Source organism: Gordonia sp. C13, assembly GCF_023218005.1.
GTDB lineage: Bacteria > Actinomycetota > Actinomycetes > Mycobacteriales > Mycobacteriaceae > Gordonia > Gordonia namibiensis.
Window position 1 is genome coordinate 65,143 of sequence record NZ_JALPSY010000008.1, and the last position, 16,776, is coordinate 81,918.

The window sequence follows — 16,776 nt, forward strand, 5'->3', positions numbered from 1 at the left end:
CCTCGGCCTCTGCGGTCGACACAACCGCAGAGGGGTCACGCCCCCAGCGCCCTGGCGAACAGGGGCCAGGACTGGTGCATCTGGTCCTGCCAGTAACCCCACGAGTGGGTGCCGACCGCCGGGAACCGCACGACGGCCGGGATACGAAGGGCCGCAAGGCGCTGGGCCAAGGTGACCGTGCAGGTCCGGGCCGCGGCCTCGCTGACTCCGCCGGCCGTCACCTGCGCGGCAAGCTTTCCGACGTCCCCGCGGACGGAGCGGTCGCCCGGATTGTCGTGCCCGCCCGGAATTCCGGTGGCGGCACTGATCCACAGCGCCGGGGTGCGTCGGGCCAGCTTGTGGGCGTTCAGAACGGGATCCTGCGCAGCCCACTGCGGGTCGCCCGGCAGCCCGTACATGTTCGTCGCGTCGGCCCCGTACGGCACGAATGCGACATTTCTCAACAGCAGCTGTCCGGTCGGCGTCGCGGTATCGGCACAACCCGAGTAGGCACCCACGGCGCGGTACAGACCGGGATGGTTCTCCGCCAGGCGGATCACCGAGTTCCCGGCCATCGAGATCCCGGCGATGCCACGGGACCGCCCGAATCTGTACCCACCGTGCCTCCCCTCGAACGTGGCAGGCAATTCAGAGGTCAGGAACGTCTCCCAGCGCAGCGGTCGCGGCGTCTTCACCTGGTATCGGAAGTTCGCCGCCGGGTCCACGCGCCGCCAGTCGGCGTAGTAGCTCGCCGCCCCGCCGATCGGGGTCACGGTCCAGACGTTCTTGTTGAAGTAGAAGGCGTTCGCGTCGGTGGCGTGGGTCCAGTCGTCGTCCTCCTCGCCGCCCGACGACCCGTTCAGCATGTACATCACCGGCGCAGCCTGGTTGCCGTTCGCCGGCGTCTGCACCAGCAGCGGAACCTGCGTCTGCATCGACGGGGACCACACCGAGGCGACGAAATTCCGTGGCGACGTCCAGGTCTGGCGATAGGGCGCCCCGGGGCTCGCGTGTGCATACCGGACGCCGTCGAGCGTGCGGGCCTCCGCAACGCCGGCTCCGCCTACGAACAGTCCGGCGACCAGCGACACCACGGCGAAGATCGAGACGATGACGGCGCGTCCGGCCGGTCGCGTGCGATTCATTCGGTTGCTCCCGGGTCGAGACACCGGGGCTACCGCTCCCGGCTGAGGCATCGTAGGCACGCTCGGTTGTACCCGGGGCCACATCGCGCAAACGCTGTGGACACCGGAATCGTGCGGTGACAACCGAATGCGAAGATACCGGCATGCTCACTCCTGACGACGTCCACAACGTTGCCTTCGGAAAGCCGCCGATCGGAAAGCGCGGCTACAACGAGGACCAGGTCGACCAGTTCCTCGACGACGTGGAGGCGACCATGCGGGATCTCTATGACCGTCTCGCACGCTACGAGGGCCGCCCGCCGTGGTGAAACCGGTTTCACCTTGACGTTCATCTGACCTCGACTCCGCCGGGCCGAACCGACGTACTACCGTTTGTCGTGTAACTCGACTCGGAGGTTTTACTGTGCAGAACATCGGCGTCATCGGCGGCGGCACCATGGGAGCTGGCATCGCGGAGGTGTGCGCGAAGTCCGGCAGCGATGTCGTCATCATCGAGGTCAAGCAGGAGTTCGCCGACGCCGCGCGGGCGCGCGTCGAGAAGTCCCTGTCCCGCGCCGTGAGCAAGAACAAGCTCAGCCAGGAGGACGCCGACGCCGCGCTCGGCCGTCTGCGCGTCAGCCTCGACTACGCCGACCTCGCCGACCGCGACCTGGTCATCGAGGCCGCCCCCGAGAACGAGCAGCTCAAGCGCGACATCTTCGCGCGTCTCGACGAGGCCGTCGGCGAGAACACCATCCTGGCCACCAACACCTCGTCGATCCCGATCATCAAGGTCGCCACCGCCACCAAGCGCCCCGAGCGCGTCGTCGGTGTCCATTTCTTCAACCCGGTCCCGGTGATGCCGCTGGTCGAGATCATCTCGACCCTGGTCACCTCGCCGGAGACCGCCGAAGCTGTCAGCGCGTACGTCAAGGACGTCCTCGGCAAGAACCCGGTCAACGCCGGCGACCGTTCGGGCTTCATCGTCAACGCACTGCTCATCCCGTACCTCTGCCAGGCCATCCGGATGTACGACTCCGGTTACGCCTCGGCCGAGGACATCGACACCGCGATGAAGGGCGGTTGTGGTTACCCGATGGGCCCGCTGACCCTCGTCGACACCATCGGCCTCGACATCACCCTCGCCGCCGCCGAGTCGCTGTACGACGAGTTCGCCGAGCCGCACTTCGCGCCGCCGGCACTGCTGCGCCGCATGGTCGACGCCGGTCACCTGGGCCGTAAGTCCGGACGCGGTTTCTACACCTACTGATCTATCGGGACGATCCCGACAGAACGCCCCCGCGGCGGCGCACCAAGCGTCGACCGGGGGCGTTTTGTCGTCTTTGGGTAGAACGCCCCCGGCGTCAAACCCGGTTGTGACCCACCTCACTTGACCTGTAAGCGACTGTGGCACAACAGATATCGGATCGCCGCTGTCGCGGATATCGGCAGGGAGGTTACGTACCGGGTCATCGAGGCAACACTCTGGTCGTACACATCCCAACGCGGATGAGAAGGGAGCGAGACCGAATGACTGTTTCGACCACCACCGTCCACCAGCAACTTCGTGCAATCCTCGCGATGACGCACACCGAGATCCAGATCGCCGAGACGCGTCAGGCCCAGGCCCGGACCGACGCGATCCGCAAGGAGCTCGCTCAAAATGCCGAGAACGCGCAGCTGCGCGCCGTCGCCATCGAGGAGGCCCTCCGCGAACGTGGCGGCCTCGTCGACGTGATCCGCCCCGTGATCGGCCGGGTCGGCGCCCTCGTCAAGACCGTCGTCGAGCAGGCCCAGCCGCTCGACGAGGCACTCCTCGACGACCTCGCGCTCGAACAGCGTCTCCTCGCGCGTTCGACGTACCTCAAGGCACTCGCGACCGGCCAGGAGGACAAGGCTCTCGTCGACCTCGCCGAGAAGCTGATCGTCGCCCACACCGCGACGGTCGACTGGCTGACCACGGTGCTCGCCGAAGAGGCACTCGGCGGACCCACCGCGCTACGTCGAGGCCCGACCCAGTGGGTCAGCGGGCTCGCCGCGCGCGCACTCACCGCACCGGCCAACGGCGCGTCGTGGGCCATCGACCGGACTGCCGACTTCGCTCGACAGATCCCCGATCCGATCGCGTTGGTACGCAGCCGATTCGCGACCGCCGTCGACGACGCCGCAGATGCCGCAGCGCGCGCCGGTGACGCCATCGAGAACGCCGGCACCGCTGTCTCGAAGACCGTCGCAGCCGGACGCGATGCAGCGCTCGAAGCCGTCGAGGACAGCGCCCGCGACAACGGCGCCAAGGGTGCCGCGGACGCGCTCCACCAGCTCCGCGAGATCACCGGGACCGTCGAGGCCGAGGACCTGCCGATCGAGGTTTACACCGACCTCAACGTCGGCGATGCCGTCGCCGCGGTCAAGGAACTCTCCACGCCGGCCGATCTGCGGGTGACCCTCGCCTACGAGGAGACCCACAAGAACCGGCAGCGGGTGGTCTCGGCAATCGAGATCCGTTTCGCCGAGCTCGCCAAGGAACTGGTCGGCATCGACAGCTGATCTGACTCAAGGCAACACGACGGCCGTCATCCTCTCGGATGGCGGCCGTCGTATGTCCGCACCCGCTCGTCTGACTTCACGCTCACGGGATCCGTTCGCGCTCACCTTTATCCGCTGGCTGCCAGCCTTGTCGTGAGACAGGTTGGTAGCCAGGGTGGGAATGGAGCCGTTATCGTGTGAGCGCGAACGGATGCAGTGAGCGAAAGTCGTGACCGATTCGCCGAAACCGCAGTTCACACGCGCAGCGCCGTCGTAGTGTCGCGCGATGACCTTCCGCACCACAGCAGTCACCGCCTTCGCCGCGGCTGCACTTCTCACGCCCGTCCTGCTGGGACCGGCCGCCGCGAATGCGACACCCTCCACGGGGGTTTCGGCGGTCACCCTCGCCCACACCGACATCCCGGCCGGACTCCTGCCGTTCATTCCGCAGGGAGCGCACGTCGAGGTTCGCGAGATCACCATCGCCCCCGGCGGCACCACCGGTTGGCACTACCACGACGCCCAGATCTACGGCCTCGTCCGGCAGGGCACGCTCACCCACCCGGGCGCGGACTGCAAACCGGTCGTCTACCGGGCGGGCCAGATCATCGAGGAGCCCGGCGGGAAGGCCAACACCCACGAGGGGACCAACCTCGGCACCGTCCCGGTGATCCTCGACGTCCTCTACGTGATGCCGCCCGGCAAGCCGCTGTCGGAGGATGCCGACGCACCGGCCTGCGCCCAGCCGTAGGCACCCATTGCCCTAACGAAACGGGAACGAATCGGTGTAACCGCAGGTCACAGGGCCGGGGTGGACGTACCGTCGCCCGATGACCCCTACGATCCGCACAGTCACCGGCGGCGTCGTCGCGGCGGCTGCCCTCCTGGTGCCCGCGCTCGTCGGCCCCGCCACCGCGAATGCCGCGACCTCGACCGGGGTCTCGTCGAAAACGCTGGCCCAGACCGAGATCCCGGCCGGGCTCCTGCCGTTCATCCCGCAGGGAGTGGACATCGAGGTCAAGGAGACGACCATCGCGCCCGGCGGCACCACCGGCTGGCATCATCACGACGGCGAGACCTTCGCATTCGTCCGGCAGGGCACGCTCACCCACCCGGAGTCGGACTGCACACCGACGATCTACCCGGCCGGAAGCATCTTCAGCGATCCACCCGGCGAGAAACACGTCCACGAGGGCAAGAACGTCGGCGACGTCCCGGTGGTCATCGTGTTCCTGTACCTGACGCCACCCGGCAAGCCGCTGTCGCAGGACGCGCCGGCGCCGGCCTGCGCCGAGTCGTAGGCGGCATCGGGGCCTCGATCCCGGACGACTCACGTCGCCGCAGCCGTAGACTCCTCAGCCATGCACCGTCGCGTCGTACTGGTTGTGTCGCTACTCCTGGCCATCGTCGCCACCTCACTGCCGGGCGTCGGCACCGCCCGCGCCGACTCAGCACTGGTCTCCGCCCGATCGGCCGTGTTCGGCACCCACAACGTCGACCAGGCCACCGGCGCGGTCCGGAACGACCGCGTCATCTTCTCCTGGTTCGGCGTCTCGAGTTTCGCCGTTGCCATGGCGGGTCAGGTGTTCCTCACCGACGCGTGGGTGCCCAACGCCTACCGCAACCAGGTCCCGACGACCCGCGCGCAGATCGCTGCGATCAAGCCGTCGCACATCCTGATCGGGCACGGGCACTTCGACCATGCCGCCGATGCCGCCGACATCGCGAAGGCGTCCGGTGCTCGCCTGGTCGGGTCGGCCGGTCACTGCGCCTTCTTCCGCCGGCCCGGCGTCGCCTGCGACGCGGTGGCCGCGACCGGCGCACGTCCCGGCAGCACCCAGATCTACCACGGCATCCCGGGAATCACGGTCACCGCGATGAGCAACATCCATTCCACTCTCAAGGCGCCCACTGGGCAGCATCCCCCGCTGCTGCCCATCCCACCGAGCGACCGTCTGGTCACCGACCCGCCGCATGCGGACGAACTCGGCCGTCTCGCCGAGCATCTCGACGATCCGGAGGGCGGCGCCGTCCTCTACGCCTTCTCCGTCGGCGGCCGCCGGATCGTCTGGAACGATTCGGTCGGTCCGGTGAGCCAGGATCCCGGCGGTCGGGCGATCCTCGCCGGCCTGCGCACTCTCGGTCCCGTCGACCTGCATGTCGGGTCCATCCAGGGGTTCAACGAGATCACCAACGGCCTGGGCGACCCGATGCGCTACATCGACGCGTTGCAGCCGAAAGTCTTTGTGCCCAACCATCACGACGACTGGTTTCCGGTGATCGCGACCCCCGCCGTCAACCGCGAACGGGCCTTCTTCGACGCCCTGAAAACCATCGACGCCCGTCCCGAGGTGCGCTACCTCCGCGACCCGGAGGACTACCTTCGTCCCGACCGCGTCACGCTTTCCCTGCGCTGACCGGGCGTAAACCCGCTGTTCCCGCGGAGTTTTGATCAGATCCAGAAAAACGACGTGAACTCGTAGGCGGTGTGCCTATGGTGGTCGCGTGGCATCGACATCGGACTATGCCCAGCAACTCCGGGCCGCGGACCTTCGAGTCACCCAACCACGGGTGACGGTCATGCATGCCGTCGACGAACATCCCCACACCGACACCGAGACCATCTACGGCATCGTCCGCCAGACGCTGCCCAACGTGTCCCGCCAGGCCGTCTACGACGTCCTCCGGGCACTCACCGAGACCGGTCTCATCCGGCGAATCCAACCGTCGGGTTCGGTGTCCCTCTACGAATTCCGCACCGGCGACAATCATCATCACGTTGTCTGCAGGTCCTGCGGAACCGTCGAGGACGTCGACTGCGCGGTCGGTGAGGCACCCTGCCTCACCGCCTCCCAGGATCACGGTTTCGTCCTCGACGAAGCCGAGGTCATCTTCTGGGGACTCTGCCCGGATTGCGTCAGTACGGCCCCGACCTGATCACATCCGTGATCGCAGCCCAACCGGTTCCACCATCGAAAGGAATGTCGTGACCTCCGACAGCCGCCCACCGAATTCCGCAGAAGACACCCGGAGCAACAGCGAGAGCGAGAACCCGGCGATCCCGTCGCCGGAGCCGAAAGCGCATGCGCCGCTGACGAACAAGGACTGGTGGCCCGAGCAGATCGACCTGTCGGTCCTGCACGCGCATTCCCCGCTGTCCAACCCGCTGGGCGAGGACTTCGACTACAAGAAGGAATTCGCGAAGCTCGACGTCGAGGCACTCAAGGCCGACCTCGTCTCGCTGATGACCCAGTCGCAGGACTGGTGGCCCGCCGACTACGGCCACTACGGCGGCCTGTTCATCCGCATGAGCTGGCACGCGGCCGGCACGTACCGCATCTTCGACGGCCGCGGTGGCGGCGGTCAGGGTGCGCAGCGTTTCGCCCCGCTCAACAGCTGGCCGGACAACGCCAACCTCGACAAGGCACGACGCCTGCTGTGGCCGATCAAGCAGAAGTACGGCAACAAGCTCTCGTGGGCGGACCTGTTGGTCTTCGCCGGCAACGTCGCGCTGGAATCCATGGGATTCAAGACCTTTGGCTTCGGCTTCGGTCGCGAGGACATCTGGGAACCGGAAGAAGTGTTCTGGGGCCCCGAGGACCAGTGGCTCGGCACCGACAAGCGCTACTCCGGTGAACGCGAACTGGCAAAGCCGTTCGGCGCCACCACCATGGGCCTGATCTACGTCAATCCCGAAGGGCCCGAGGGCAAGCCGGACCCGATCGCGGCCGCCTACGACATCCGGGAAACCTTCGCGCGGATGGCGATGAACGACGAGGAGACCGCAGCTCTCATCGTCGGCGGCCACAGCTTCGGCAAGACCCATGGTGCCGGCGACGCCGACCTCGTCGGTCCCGAGCCCGAGGCCGCACCGATCGAGCAGCAGGGCCTGGGCTGGAAGTCCAGCTACGGCAGCGGCAAGGCGGAGGACGCCATCACCTCCGGCCTGGAGGTCGTCTGGACCAACACGCCGACCCAGTGGGACAACAGCTTCCTCGAGATCCTCTACGGCTACGAGTGGGAGCTGCAGAAGAGCCCGGCCGGGGCATGGCAGTACGTCGCCAAGGACGGCGCGGGCGCGGGCACCATCCCGGACCCGTTCGGCGGACCGGGACGTGCACCGACCATGCTGGTCACCGACGTCGCCCTTCGCGAGTCGCCGATCTACGCCGACATCACCCGCCGCTGGCTCGACCATCCCGAGGAACTCGAGGTGGCCTTCGCCAAGGCCTGGTACAAGCTGCTCCACCGCGACCTGGGGCCGGTCACCCGCTACCTCGGACCGTGGGTTGCCGAGCCGCAGATCTGGCAGGACCCGGTGCCGGCGGTCGACCATGAGCTCGTCGACGACTCCGACATCGCGTCGCTGAAGGGCAAGCTGCTCGAGGCACTCTCGCCGACCCAGCTGCTCAAGACCGCGTGGGCGTCGGCGGCGAGCTTCCGCAGCACCGACAAGCGCGGCGGCGCGAACGGTGCACGCATTCGCCTCGAGCCGATCAAGAACTGGGAGGTCAACGAGCCGAGCGAGCTCGCCAAGGCCCTGCCGGTCTACGAACAGATCCAGAAGGATTTCAACGACTCGGCGTCCGGCGGCAAGAAGGTGTCGGTGGCCGACCTGATCATCCTCGGTGGCGCCGCCGCCGTGGAGAAGGCCGCCGAAGCAGCCGGTTTCCCGGTCACCGTGCCGTTCACACCGGGCCGCACCGACGCCTCGCAGGAGGAGACCGACGTCGACTCGTTCGAGGTGCTCGAGCCCGCGGCCGACGGCTTCCGCAACTACAGCCGTGGCGGTGAGAAGGCCCCGCTGGAGCAGCTGCTGCTCGAGCGCGCCTACATGCTCGGCCTCACCGCTCCGGAGCTCACCGTGCTGATCGGCGGACTCCGTGCACTCGACGTGAACTACGGCGGTTCCAAGCACGGCGTGTTCACCGATCGTCCGGGCGTGCTGTCGAACGACTTCTTCCGCAACGTCGTCAGCATGGACTACGAGTGGAAGTCGGGCACCGACGAGAACGTCTACGAGGTCGTCGACCGCTCGTCGGGCCAGACCAAGTGGACGGCGACCGCCGCCGACCTGTCCTTCGGTTCGCACTCGCAACTGCGCGCGCTGTCCGAGGTCTACGCTCAGGACGACAACGCCGAGAAGTTCGTCAATGACTTCGTCAAGGCGTGGGTGAAGGTGGCGAACAACGATCGTTTCGATCTGGGCTGATCCAGCCTGATCGATCGGGAGCACCCCGCGGACCAGGGCCGCGGGGTGCTTCCGTGTCCGGGGGCGGGTTATAGTCTGGATTGAGCAATTGACCAATCCGTCAATCCGTCAACTGAACCGTGAGCCCACCCCGACCGCCGCTGGAGTGACCCGTGACCGATACCGGCCCAGACAAGCCGCTGTACGAGATCAAGGCCAACTTGTTCAAGGCCCTCGCGCACCCCGCTCGCATCCGTGTCCTCGAGGTGCTCAGCGCCAACGGTGACCCGACGCCGGTCAGTGAGCTCCTCGCGGCCACCGACCTCGAACCGACGCTGCTGTCACAGCATCTGGGCGTCCTCAAGCGCCACCGGGTGGTCACCGCCGACCGCGTCGGCAACGCCGTCTTCTACGAGCTCGCCCATCCGAAGATCTCCGACCTGCTGGTCATCGCGCGCACGTTCCTGATCGACACCCTCGACGCACAGCGTGAGCAACTCGACGCCATCTCGTCCCTTCCACCGGTGACCCGCCGGTGAGTACCGACGCCGTCACCGGCACTCTCTCCCGGGTCAAGGGGTTCGTTCCTCGACGCAGCGACTACGCCGACCTCCCCCGGAGCTGGAAGACCGACATCCTCGCCGGTGTGACCGTCGGTATCGTCGCCCTCCCGCTGGCGCTCGCCTTCGGGATCAGCTCCGGCGTCGGCGCCGCCGCGGGCCTGATCACTGCGGTCGTCGCCGGTCTCGTCGCCGCGGTCTTCGGCGGCTCGCACGTCCAGGTGTCCGGACCCACCGGCGCGATGGCCGTGATCCTGGCACCGATCGTCGCCGAACACGGCCTGAGCAGCATCGCCTTGGTCACCGTCCTAGCGGGACTGCTGGTGCTGATCGCGGGCGTACTCGGCCTCGGGCGAGCAGTGACGTTCATCCCGTGGCCGGTCATCGAGGGCTTCACCCTCGGCATCGCGGCGATCATCTTCCTGCAGCAGGTGCCGGCCGCGTTCAACACGGCAGCCCCGGCGGGCATGCGAACCCTCAACGCGGCGATCGACGTCGTCGTCCACGCCGACTGGTCGAAGGCCTGGGCCACCCTGGCCGTCGTCGTGATGGTCGCGGTGATCATGGTGGTGCTGCCGCGTATCCATGCCTCCATCCCCGAATCCCTCACCGCCGTCATCGCGGTCACCCTGGTCGTCTACTTCACCGATGTCTTCGACGTGGCGACGATCGGACAGCTGCCGTCGTCGCTGCCCGCGCCCTCGATCCCGCACGTCGACTCCGAGGCACTGCGTGCGATGTTCGGCGCGGCGGTGGCGATCGCCGCGCTCGCCGCCATCGAATCGCTGCTCTCGGCGCGGGTCGCGGCGACCATGTCGCCGACCGGCCCGTACGAACCCGACCGCGAGCTGTCCGGGCAGGGTCTGGCGTCGATCGCGTCGGGTCTCTTCGGCGGCATGCCCGCGACCGGGGCGATCGCCCGTACCGCGGTCAACGTGCGGTCCGGCGCCCGCACCCGGGTCGCGGCGATCGTGCACTCGCTGTTGCTGCTGGGCGTCGTCTATCTGGCCACCGGCCCGGTGTCGGAGATCCCGCTCGCCGCGCTCGCCGGCGTGCTGATGGTGACGTCGTTCCGCATGGTGTCCGTCGGTACCGTCCGCGCGATCCTGCGGTCGACCCGTTCGGACGCCCTGATCTTCGCGGTCACCGCGGTCATCACCGTGACGCTCGACCTCATCGAGGCCGTCGAGATCGGCATCGTCGTCGCGGCGTTCTTCGCACTGCGCCAGGTCGCCCAGCGGGCGAGCGTGACCCGCGAGCCGCTGCCCGGGCCCGCACGACCCGGCGACGAGCGCATCGCCCTGCTCCGCCTCGACGGCGCGATGTTCTTCGGCGCTGCCGAGAAGATCTCGACCACCATCTCCGCGGGCGCCGACCGCAACGAGTCGGTGTCGGTCGTCATTATCCGGATGTCGCACCTCGGCATGCTCGATGCCACCGGTGCCCGTTCACTCGCCGAGATCGTGACCGATCTGGAGAAGCGCGGCATCACGGTGATCATCAAGGGCGTGCAACCCGAACACCTCGGGCTGCTCGAAGGTGTCGGTGTCGTCGACTCCCTACGCCACGACAACCATCTCGTCGACACCCTCGACGAGGCGATCGCCCACGCGCGGAGTCACGTCGAACGCGAGAGAATGTGAACTACCTGCATCGACGCGGGTTCCGGAGGTACCGGGACGTCCCGGCTCCGGCGGCATCAAACCACAAGACCCGAGGCCCCTGAACGCGAGGCTGATCACAGGGGGCAGAATCGGGGAGTAGTTGTCACACGAGCACACCGCAAGCGTGGTATCGGTGAAGCCTGACTCACAAGGTCGCCGGCGACACCGGTTAATACAGACAGAATCGAGAACATTAGGCATGAGCACCCAGAAGCCGACCATCATCTACACGTTGACCGACGAAGCCCCCATGCTCGCCACCCACGCGTTTTTGCCGGTGGTGCGCACGTTCGCCGGAGCGGCCGGCATCGAAGTCGAGACCAGCGACATCTCGGTCGCTGCGCGCATCCTCGCCGAGTTCTCCGATCTCCTCCCCGAAGACCAGAAGGTCACCGACAACCTCGGCGAACTGGGCAAGCTCACCCAGGAACCCGACACCAACATCATCAAGCTCCCCAACATCAGTGCCTCGGTGCCGCAGCTCCTCGCCGCGATCAAGGAACTGCAGGAAAAGGGCTACGACCTTCCCGACTTCCCCGGCAACCCGAAGAACGAGGAAGAGCAGGCGATCCGCGACCGGTACACCAAGTGCCTGGGCAGCGCGGTCAACCCGGTTCTGCGTGAGGGCAACTCCGATCGCCGCGCGCCGAAGGCCGTGAAGGAGTACGCGCGCAAGCACCCGCACAGCATGGGCGAGTGGTCGATGGCATCGCGTACCCATGTCGCGCACATGCGCGAGGGCGACTTCTACCACGGTGAGAAGTCGATGACCGTCGAAGGCGACCGCAAGGTCAAGATGGAACTCATCCCGGACGACGGCAGCGAGACGCTGATCCTCAAGCCCGAGGTCGACATCACCGACGGCGACGTCATCGACAGCATGTTCATGAGCAAGAAGGCGCTCATCAAGTTCTACGAAGAGCAGATCGAGGACGCCTACAAGACCGGCGTCATGTTCTCGCTCCACGTCAAGGCGACGATGATGCGCGTCTCGCACCCCATCGTCTTCGGCCACGCGGTCAAGGTCTTCTACCGCGACGCCTTCGAGAAGCACGGCGCACTGTTCGACGAGCTCGGCGTCAACGTCAACAACGGCCTGTCGGATCTGTACGACAAGATCGAGTCGCTCCCCAGCGCCCAGCGCGAGGAGATCATCGACGACCTGCACAAGTGCCACGAGCACCGTCCCGAGCTGGCCATGGTCGACTCGGCCCGCGGCATCTCGAACTTCCACTCCCCCAGCGACGTCATCGTCGACGCCTCGATGCCCGCGATGATCCGCGCCGGCGGCAAGATGTACGGCGCTGACGGACGCCTCAAGGACACCAAGGCGGTCAACCCGGAGTCGACCTTCTCCCGCATCTACCAGGAGATGATCAACTTCTGTAAGACCAACGGGCAGTTCGATCCCACGACGATGGGCACCGTTCCCAACGTCGGCCTGATGGCGCAGAAGGCCGAGGAGTACGGCTCGCACGACAAGACCTTCGAGGTCCCGGTCGGCGGCACCGCCAACATCACCGACATCGAGACCGGTGAGGTCCTGCTGACCCAGACCGTCGAAGAGGGCGACATCTGGCGCCTCTGCATCGTGAAGGACGCCCCGATCCAGGACTGGATCAAGCTGGCCGTCAACCGATGCCGCGACTCGGGCATGCCGGTCCTGTTCTGGCTCGACCCGTACCGCCCGCACGAGAACGAGCTGATCAAGAAGGTCCACAAGTACCTTCCCGACCACGACACCGAGGGTCTGGACATCCAGATCATGTCGCAGGTCCGCGCCATGCGTTACACCCTGGAGCGCGTCGTCCGCGGCCTGGACACCATCTCGGCCACCGGCAACATCCTCCGCGACTACCTCACCGACCTCTTCCCGATCCTGGAGCTCGGCACCAGCGCGAAGATGCTGTCGATCGTGCCGCTGATGGCCGGCGGCGGTCTCTACGAGACCGGTGCGGGCGGTTCGGCACCGAAGCACGTCAAGCAGCTCATCGAGGAGAACCATCTCCGCTGGGACTCGCTGGGCGAGTTCCTCGCCCTCGCGGTCAGCCTCGAGGACGTGGGCAAGAAGTTCGACGACCAGCGTGCGGTGATCCTGGCCAAGGCACTCGACGCGGCGACCGGCAAGCTGCTCGAGAACGACAAGGGCCCGTCGCGCAAGACCGGTGAGCTCGACAACCGCGGCAGCCAGTTCTACCTCGCCCTGTACTGGGCGCAGGAGCTGGCCGGCCAGACCGAGGACACCGAGCTGGCCAAGCAGTTCGCGCCGCTGGCCGAGACCCTCGCCGCGAACGAGGAGAAGATCGTCGAGGAGCTGAACTCCGTCCAGGGTCAGCAGGTCGACATCGGCGGTTACTACTACCCGGACTGGGACAAGACCGCTTCGGTGATGCGGCCGAGCAAGACCTTCAACGAGGCGCTCGCTTCGCTGGACCTCTAGTCCTCGCTGTACCCATCGAAACGCCCCGGGTGATCCGTTCACCCGGGGCGTTTTTCGGCACTACCGTCGACCCCATGACCGATGCCGACATCAACTACTACTTCGATCCCGTGTGTCCGTTCGCGTGGATGACGAGCAAATGGGTCCGTAAGGTCCAGGCGCAACGCGACTACGGTGTCGACTGGCGGTTCATCTCGCTTCGGCTGCTGAACTCGCACATCGACTACGCCGCGCATTTCCCGCCCGAGTACGAGGCGGGGCACACGGCCGGACTCCGGCTTCTCCGCGTCGCTGCGAGCATCCGCCGAGAGCACGGACGGGACGCTGTCGATCCGTTCTACGTCGCACTGGGCACCAGGTTCTTCGAGGAGCACACCGGCACGTACACGGTCGACAACACCGACCACCGCGGCACCGTCGACTTCCTCACCCCGGTACTGGAGGAGCTCGGGTTACCCACCCATCACGTCGGTGCGCTGGAGGACACCGGCTTCGACGCGGAGATCCAGGCCGAGACCGACGAGGCACTCGCCCTCACCGGACGTGATGTCGGCACGCCGATCATCCACTTCCAGCCGCCGAACGGCGTGGCGTTCTTCGGGCCCGTCATCAGTCGCCTGCCGAGCGACGAGGACGCGGTCACCCTGTGGGACCATGTGATCGGGCTGGCGAGCTTCCCCGGGTTCGCCGAACTCAAGCGGAGCCTGCGGGAGAAACCGCAACTGCGTGCCTTCGGCGTGACCGACGACGAGACGCCCGAGCAGGAAGACTGGCACGCCGGCAGCCGACGGACGAAGAAGGGCTGAAACCGCCCGGGTCTCATGCTTGACTCGAGTGCATACGGGTACCCGACGCGCATGGCACACGCACAAGCACGTCTGGCACTGATCACCGGCGCATCGAGTGGCATCGGCCACGAACTGGCGGAGCTGTTCGTCGCCGACGGGTTCGATCTGATCATCTGCGCTGAGGATTTCGCGGTCGACGACGTCGCCGACCGGCTGCGGGCACGGGGCCGTGAGGTCACTTCAGTCCGTGCCGATCTGCGTACCGCCGAGGGCGTCGAAGCGCTCTACGCCGCTGTACAGAGCACCGGTCGGCCCCTCGCTGCGGCAGCACTCAACGCCGGTATCGGACACGGTGGCGCCTTCGTCGACACCGACCTCGCCGAGGACCTGTCGATCATCGACCTCAACGTCCGGTCCACCGTCCACCTGGCCAAGCTCGTGCTCCGCGACATGGTCGAGCGCGACTCCGGCCGGCTGTTGATCACCTCGTCGATCGCCTCGATGATGCCGGGTAGCTTCCAGGCCACCTACAACGCGTCCAAGTCGTTCCTGCAGTCGTTCGCGGAGGCCCTACAGAACGAGTTGAAGGAGTCGGCGGTCAGCGTCACCTCGTTGATGCCCGGGCCAACCGAGACCAACTTCTTCCATCGCGCCGAGATGGACGACACCCGCATGGGCCGGATGTCGAAGGACGACCCGGCCGAGGTCGCCAGGCAGGGTTACGAGGCGATGATGAGCGGCGAGGCCCGGTCGGTGGCTGCGTCGGCGATGACGCGAATCATGGCCGGGGCGAGCATGATCACCCCTGACGCGGTGAAGGCTGCACTCCATCGCGTGCTCGCCGCACCGGGGTCCGGCTCCAAGAGCTGAGGGACGTCAGGAGCCGGAGCCCTTGACCGGCACCGCCGACCTCCAACGCTCGGTGTAGTCGGAGATCCGGGTGTCCTCGGTGTACGTGGAGTCGATCAGATACAGACCGGGCAGCGAGCACACGGCGCCGAGTTCGACGAGCACCGGCTTCAGCAGCAGGTCGGGGGCCATGGCGTGCGCCGGTCCGGCGCCGAGCATCAGCGGCACCGCGGTGACGTCGCGCAGACCGTCGCCGGTGGCGAACTGATCCAGGAAGAGCTTCAGGACGCCGGTGTAGGTCGCCTTGAAGGTCGGGCTCGCGAAGACGACGAGATCCGACGACGCGACGGTTTCGACGGCCACCTTGACCTTCGCGTCGCCCCAGCCGAGGAGACCCGGACCGAGTTCGATGACGTCGACGATGTGGTCGGGTGCGGAACCGGTCAGCGATTCGGCGAGCCGGTTGGCCGCGTCGAGCGTTCGCGAACCGGGTTTCGGATTACCGACGACGACGGTGGTGGTCATGGCGATGCCTCTCGTTGTTTCAGCCGTCGGTCGACGGCGCGGTCAGACGGCCTAGGAATTCCTGGGTCCTTGCCAGCGACCACATTTCGGCCATCTTCTGTTGCATGTCGAAGAGGTTGGCATGGTGGATCGCCGGATCGCGATCTCCCACAGCATCTTCGACGACGATCGGGATGAAGCCGTGCTGCATCGTATCGAGTGCGGTGGCCCGGACGCACCCACTCGTCGACAGTCCGGCCAGGAAGACCGTATCGATACGCAGCGAGTTCAGGTACGAGTTCAGGCTCGTTCCGAAGAACACGCTCGCGTTCCGGCGCGGTTCGCCGCGATCACCCAGGTTTGGGATTCCAGTGCGCGCGTCTGCAGTTCGGCCAGGAAGAGGTCCTCCCGTGATCCCAACGACGAGACGATGGCCAGCATCACCTCGGCCCCGAGTGCACGGGCGACCGCCCAGTATTCGGGGAAGGTCCGGTCGTAGCAGATGACACAACCGAAGCGGGTGCCGAGCAGATCGGCGGTCGCGGGCGCCGGGCCCGGTACGAAGTGGTACTTCTCGTCGATGTCGATGCCGCTGACCTTGCTCGCCGGCAGCGACAGTTTCCGATAGGCGGGCATCCGGCCGCCGTGCGGGGTTCGCCAGTCGACGACCTCTCCCGCGCCGTCGATCAAGACGACCGAGTTGTGGAAGGTGCCGTCCGTCGTCCGCTCATAAGTGCCGAAGGCGAAGGCGCAGCCACGCTTTCGTGCAATCGCCGCGAATCGTTGCGTCGCCTCCCCCGGGATGGTCTGCGCCCATCCGGTCCGGTCGGTGTCGTGGCTGGTGCAGAAGTAGGGCGCGGTGATCAGCTCCGGCAGGACGACGAGGTCCGGCGCATCTCCTGACGTCACACCCTCGACCGCGTCGACGAGCCGTTCCAGATTGTGGTCGACGTTGTCGGTGAGCTCACCGATCTGCACGACCACGACATCCAACGATTGCAGCATCACTACCCTTTGTCAGTTGCCGTCTCCTCGCCGGTGAGTAGGTGAGGAGCTTGCGACGAGCCGCCCCCCACCGGTTGAAAAGGCGAGGAGCTTGCGACGAGCCGCCCCCTCGCTGGTTGAGTAGGCGAGGAGCTTGCGACGAGCCG

At 66.7% G+C, this 16,776-nt stretch carries 16 protein-coding genes and 1 pseudogene; 13 read left to right on the forward strand and 4 right to left on the reverse strand.

Annotation, left to right across the window (positions count from 1 at the left end):
- Positions 1-35 precede the first annotated feature (35 nt).
- Positions 36-1,124, reverse strand: a complete 1,089-nt coding sequence (locus tag M1L58_RS09045) for an alpha/beta hydrolase (protein WP_248658632.1) — start codon at positions 1,122-1,124, stop codon at positions 36-38.
- A gap of 143 nt (positions 1,125-1,267) precedes the next feature.
- Between M1L58_RS09045 and M1L58_RS09050 the strand changes: the two are divergent.
- From M1L58_RS09050 to M1L58_RS09110, 13 genes and pseudogenes are all read left to right on the forward strand, one after another.
- Positions 1,268-1,396: pseudogene (locus M1L58_RS09050) on the forward strand (DivIVA domain-containing protein); the annotation flags it as partial.
- 131 nt (positions 1,397-1,527) lie between these two features.
- Positions 1,528-2,373 carry a 3-hydroxybutyryl-CoA dehydrogenase gene (locus M1L58_RS09055; protein ID WP_006867606.1) on the forward strand — a complete coding sequence of 282 codons (846 nt, stop codon included), beginning with the start codon at positions 1,528-1,530 and terminating at the stop codon, positions 2,371-2,373.
- Positions 2,374-2,633: 260 nt separating this feature from the next.
- Positions 2,634-3,650 (forward strand): ferritin-like domain-containing protein, encoded by a 1,017-nt coding sequence (locus M1L58_RS09060; protein WP_248658633.1) that lies wholly within the window; start codon positions 2,634-2,636, stop codon positions 3,648-3,650.
- Positions 3,651-3,915: 265 nt separating this feature from the next.
- Positions 3,916-4,380: a cupin domain-containing protein gene (locus M1L58_RS09065; RefSeq protein WP_006867604.1), complete on the forward strand. Its 465-nt coding sequence runs from the start codon at positions 3,916-3,918 to the stop codon at positions 4,378-4,380.
- A 79-nt stretch (positions 4,381-4,459) separates the two neighbouring features.
- Positions 4,460-4,930 (forward strand): cupin domain-containing protein, encoded by a 471-nt coding sequence (locus M1L58_RS09070; protein WP_248658634.1) that lies wholly within the window; start codon positions 4,460-4,462, stop codon positions 4,928-4,930.
- 60 nt (positions 4,931-4,990) lie between these two features.
- Positions 4,991-6,046, forward strand: coding sequence for an MBL fold metallo-hydrolase (locus tag M1L58_RS09075; RefSeq protein WP_248658635.1), 1,056 nt, complete (start codon positions 4,991-4,993; stop codon positions 6,044-6,046).
- 88 nt (positions 6,047-6,134) lie between these two features.
- On the forward strand, positions 6,135-6,566 hold the full coding sequence (locus tag M1L58_RS09080; RefSeq protein ID WP_006867601.1) for a Fur family transcriptional regulator: 432 nt from the start codon (positions 6,135-6,137) through the stop codon (positions 6,564-6,566).
- A 49-nt stretch (positions 6,567-6,615) separates the two neighbouring features.
- Positions 6,616-8,841 carry a catalase/peroxidase HPI gene (gene katG / locus M1L58_RS09085; protein WP_006867600.1) on the forward strand — a complete coding sequence of 742 codons (2,226 nt, stop codon included), beginning with the start codon at positions 6,616-6,618 and terminating at the stop codon, positions 8,839-8,841.
- 152 nt (positions 8,842-8,993) lie between these two features.
- A complete protein-coding gene (locus tag M1L58_RS09090) occupies positions 8,994-9,359 on the forward strand; it encodes an ArsR/SmtB family transcription factor (protein WP_248658636.1) in 366 nt (121 codons plus the stop codon).
- Positions 9,356-11,023: a SulP family inorganic anion transporter gene (locus tag M1L58_RS09095; protein ID WP_248658637.1), complete on the forward strand. Its 1,668-nt coding sequence runs from the start codon at positions 9,356-9,358 to the stop codon at positions 11,021-11,023. Before M1L58_RS09090 ends, M1L58_RS09095 begins: the two co-directional genes overlap by 4 nt.
- Before the next feature lie 220 nt (positions 11,024-11,243).
- Entirely contained in the window at positions 11,244-13,484 is a 2,241-nt protein-coding gene (locus M1L58_RS09100) for an NADP-dependent isocitrate dehydrogenase (protein WP_248658638.1), read from the forward strand.
- A 74-nt stretch (positions 13,485-13,558) separates the two neighbouring features.
- Positions 13,559-14,290: a mycothiol-dependent nitroreductase Rv2466c family protein gene (locus tag M1L58_RS09105; protein WP_040536630.1), complete on the forward strand. Its 732-nt coding sequence runs from the start codon at positions 13,559-13,561 to the stop codon at positions 14,288-14,290.
- A gap of 51 nt (positions 14,291-14,341) precedes the next feature.
- Positions 14,342-15,142, forward strand: coding sequence for an SDR family NAD(P)-dependent oxidoreductase (locus M1L58_RS09110; protein ID WP_248658639.1), 801 nt, complete (start codon positions 14,342-14,344; stop codon positions 15,140-15,142).
- 6 nt (positions 15,143-15,148) lie between these two features.
- Here the strand turns inward: M1L58_RS09110 and M1L58_RS09115 are convergent, their stop codons facing one another.
- The 3 genes from M1L58_RS09115 to M1L58_RS09125 are packed head-to-tail and all read right to left on the reverse strand — an operon-like array spanning position 15,149 to position 16,630.
- Positions 15,149-15,646 carry an NADPH-dependent FMN reductase gene (locus M1L58_RS09115; RefSeq protein WP_248658640.1) on the reverse strand — a complete coding sequence of 166 codons (498 nt, stop codon included), beginning with the start codon at positions 15,644-15,646 and terminating at the stop codon, positions 15,149-15,151.
- Positions 15,647-15,665: 19 nt separating this feature from the next.
- On the reverse strand, positions 15,666-15,947 hold the full coding sequence (locus M1L58_RS09120) for an isochorismatase family protein (protein WP_374112685.1): 282 nt from the start codon (positions 15,945-15,947) through the stop codon (positions 15,666-15,668).
- Positions 15,926-16,630: a carbon-nitrogen hydrolase family protein gene (locus M1L58_RS09125; protein WP_248658641.1), complete on the reverse strand. Its 705-nt coding sequence runs from the start codon at positions 16,628-16,630 to the stop codon at positions 15,926-15,928. The genes M1L58_RS09120 and M1L58_RS09125 overlap by 22 nt, the downstream gene beginning before the upstream one ends.
- Positions 16,631-16,776: the final 146 nt, after the last annotated feature.

Excerpts from the sequence above, each read along its gene's own strand:
- M1L58_RS09045 (WP_248658632.1), bottom strand. The coding sequence starts at position 1,124 with ATGAATCGCACGCGACCGGCCGGACGCGCCGTCATCGTCTCGATCTTC.
- M1L58_RS09060 (WP_248658633.1), top strand. The coding sequence starts at position 2,634 with ATGACTGTTTCGACCACCACCGTCCACCAGCAACTTCGTGCAATCCTC.
- M1L58_RS09065 (WP_006867604.1), top strand. The coding sequence starts at position 3,916 with ATGACCTTCCGCACCACAGCAGTCACCGCCTTCGCCGCGGCTGCACTT.
- M1L58_RS09070 (WP_248658634.1), top strand. The coding sequence starts at position 4,460 with ATGACCCCTACGATCCGCACAGTCACCGGCGGCGTCGTCGCGGCGGCT.
- M1L58_RS09075 (WP_248658635.1), top strand. The coding sequence starts at position 4,991 with ATGCACCGTCGCGTCGTACTGGTTGTGTCGCTACTCCTGGCCATCGTC.
- M1L58_RS09100 (WP_248658638.1), top strand. The coding sequence starts at position 11,244 with ATGAGCACCCAGAAGCCGACCATCATCTACACGTTGACCGACGAAGCC.
- M1L58_RS09105 (WP_040536630.1), top strand. The coding sequence starts at position 13,559 with ATGACCGATGCCGACATCAACTACTACTTCGATCCCGTGTGTCCGTTC.
- M1L58_RS09110 (WP_248658639.1), top strand. The coding sequence starts at position 14,342 with ATGGCACACGCACAAGCACGTCTGGCACTGATCACCGGCGCATCGAGT.
- M1L58_RS09115 (WP_248658640.1), bottom strand. The coding sequence starts at position 15,646 with ATGACCACCACCGTCGTCGTCGGTAATCCGAAACCCGGTTCGCGAACG.
- M1L58_RS09125 (WP_248658641.1), bottom strand. The coding sequence starts at position 16,630 with ATGCTGCAATCGTTGGATGTCGTGGTCGTGCAGATCGGTGAGCTCACC.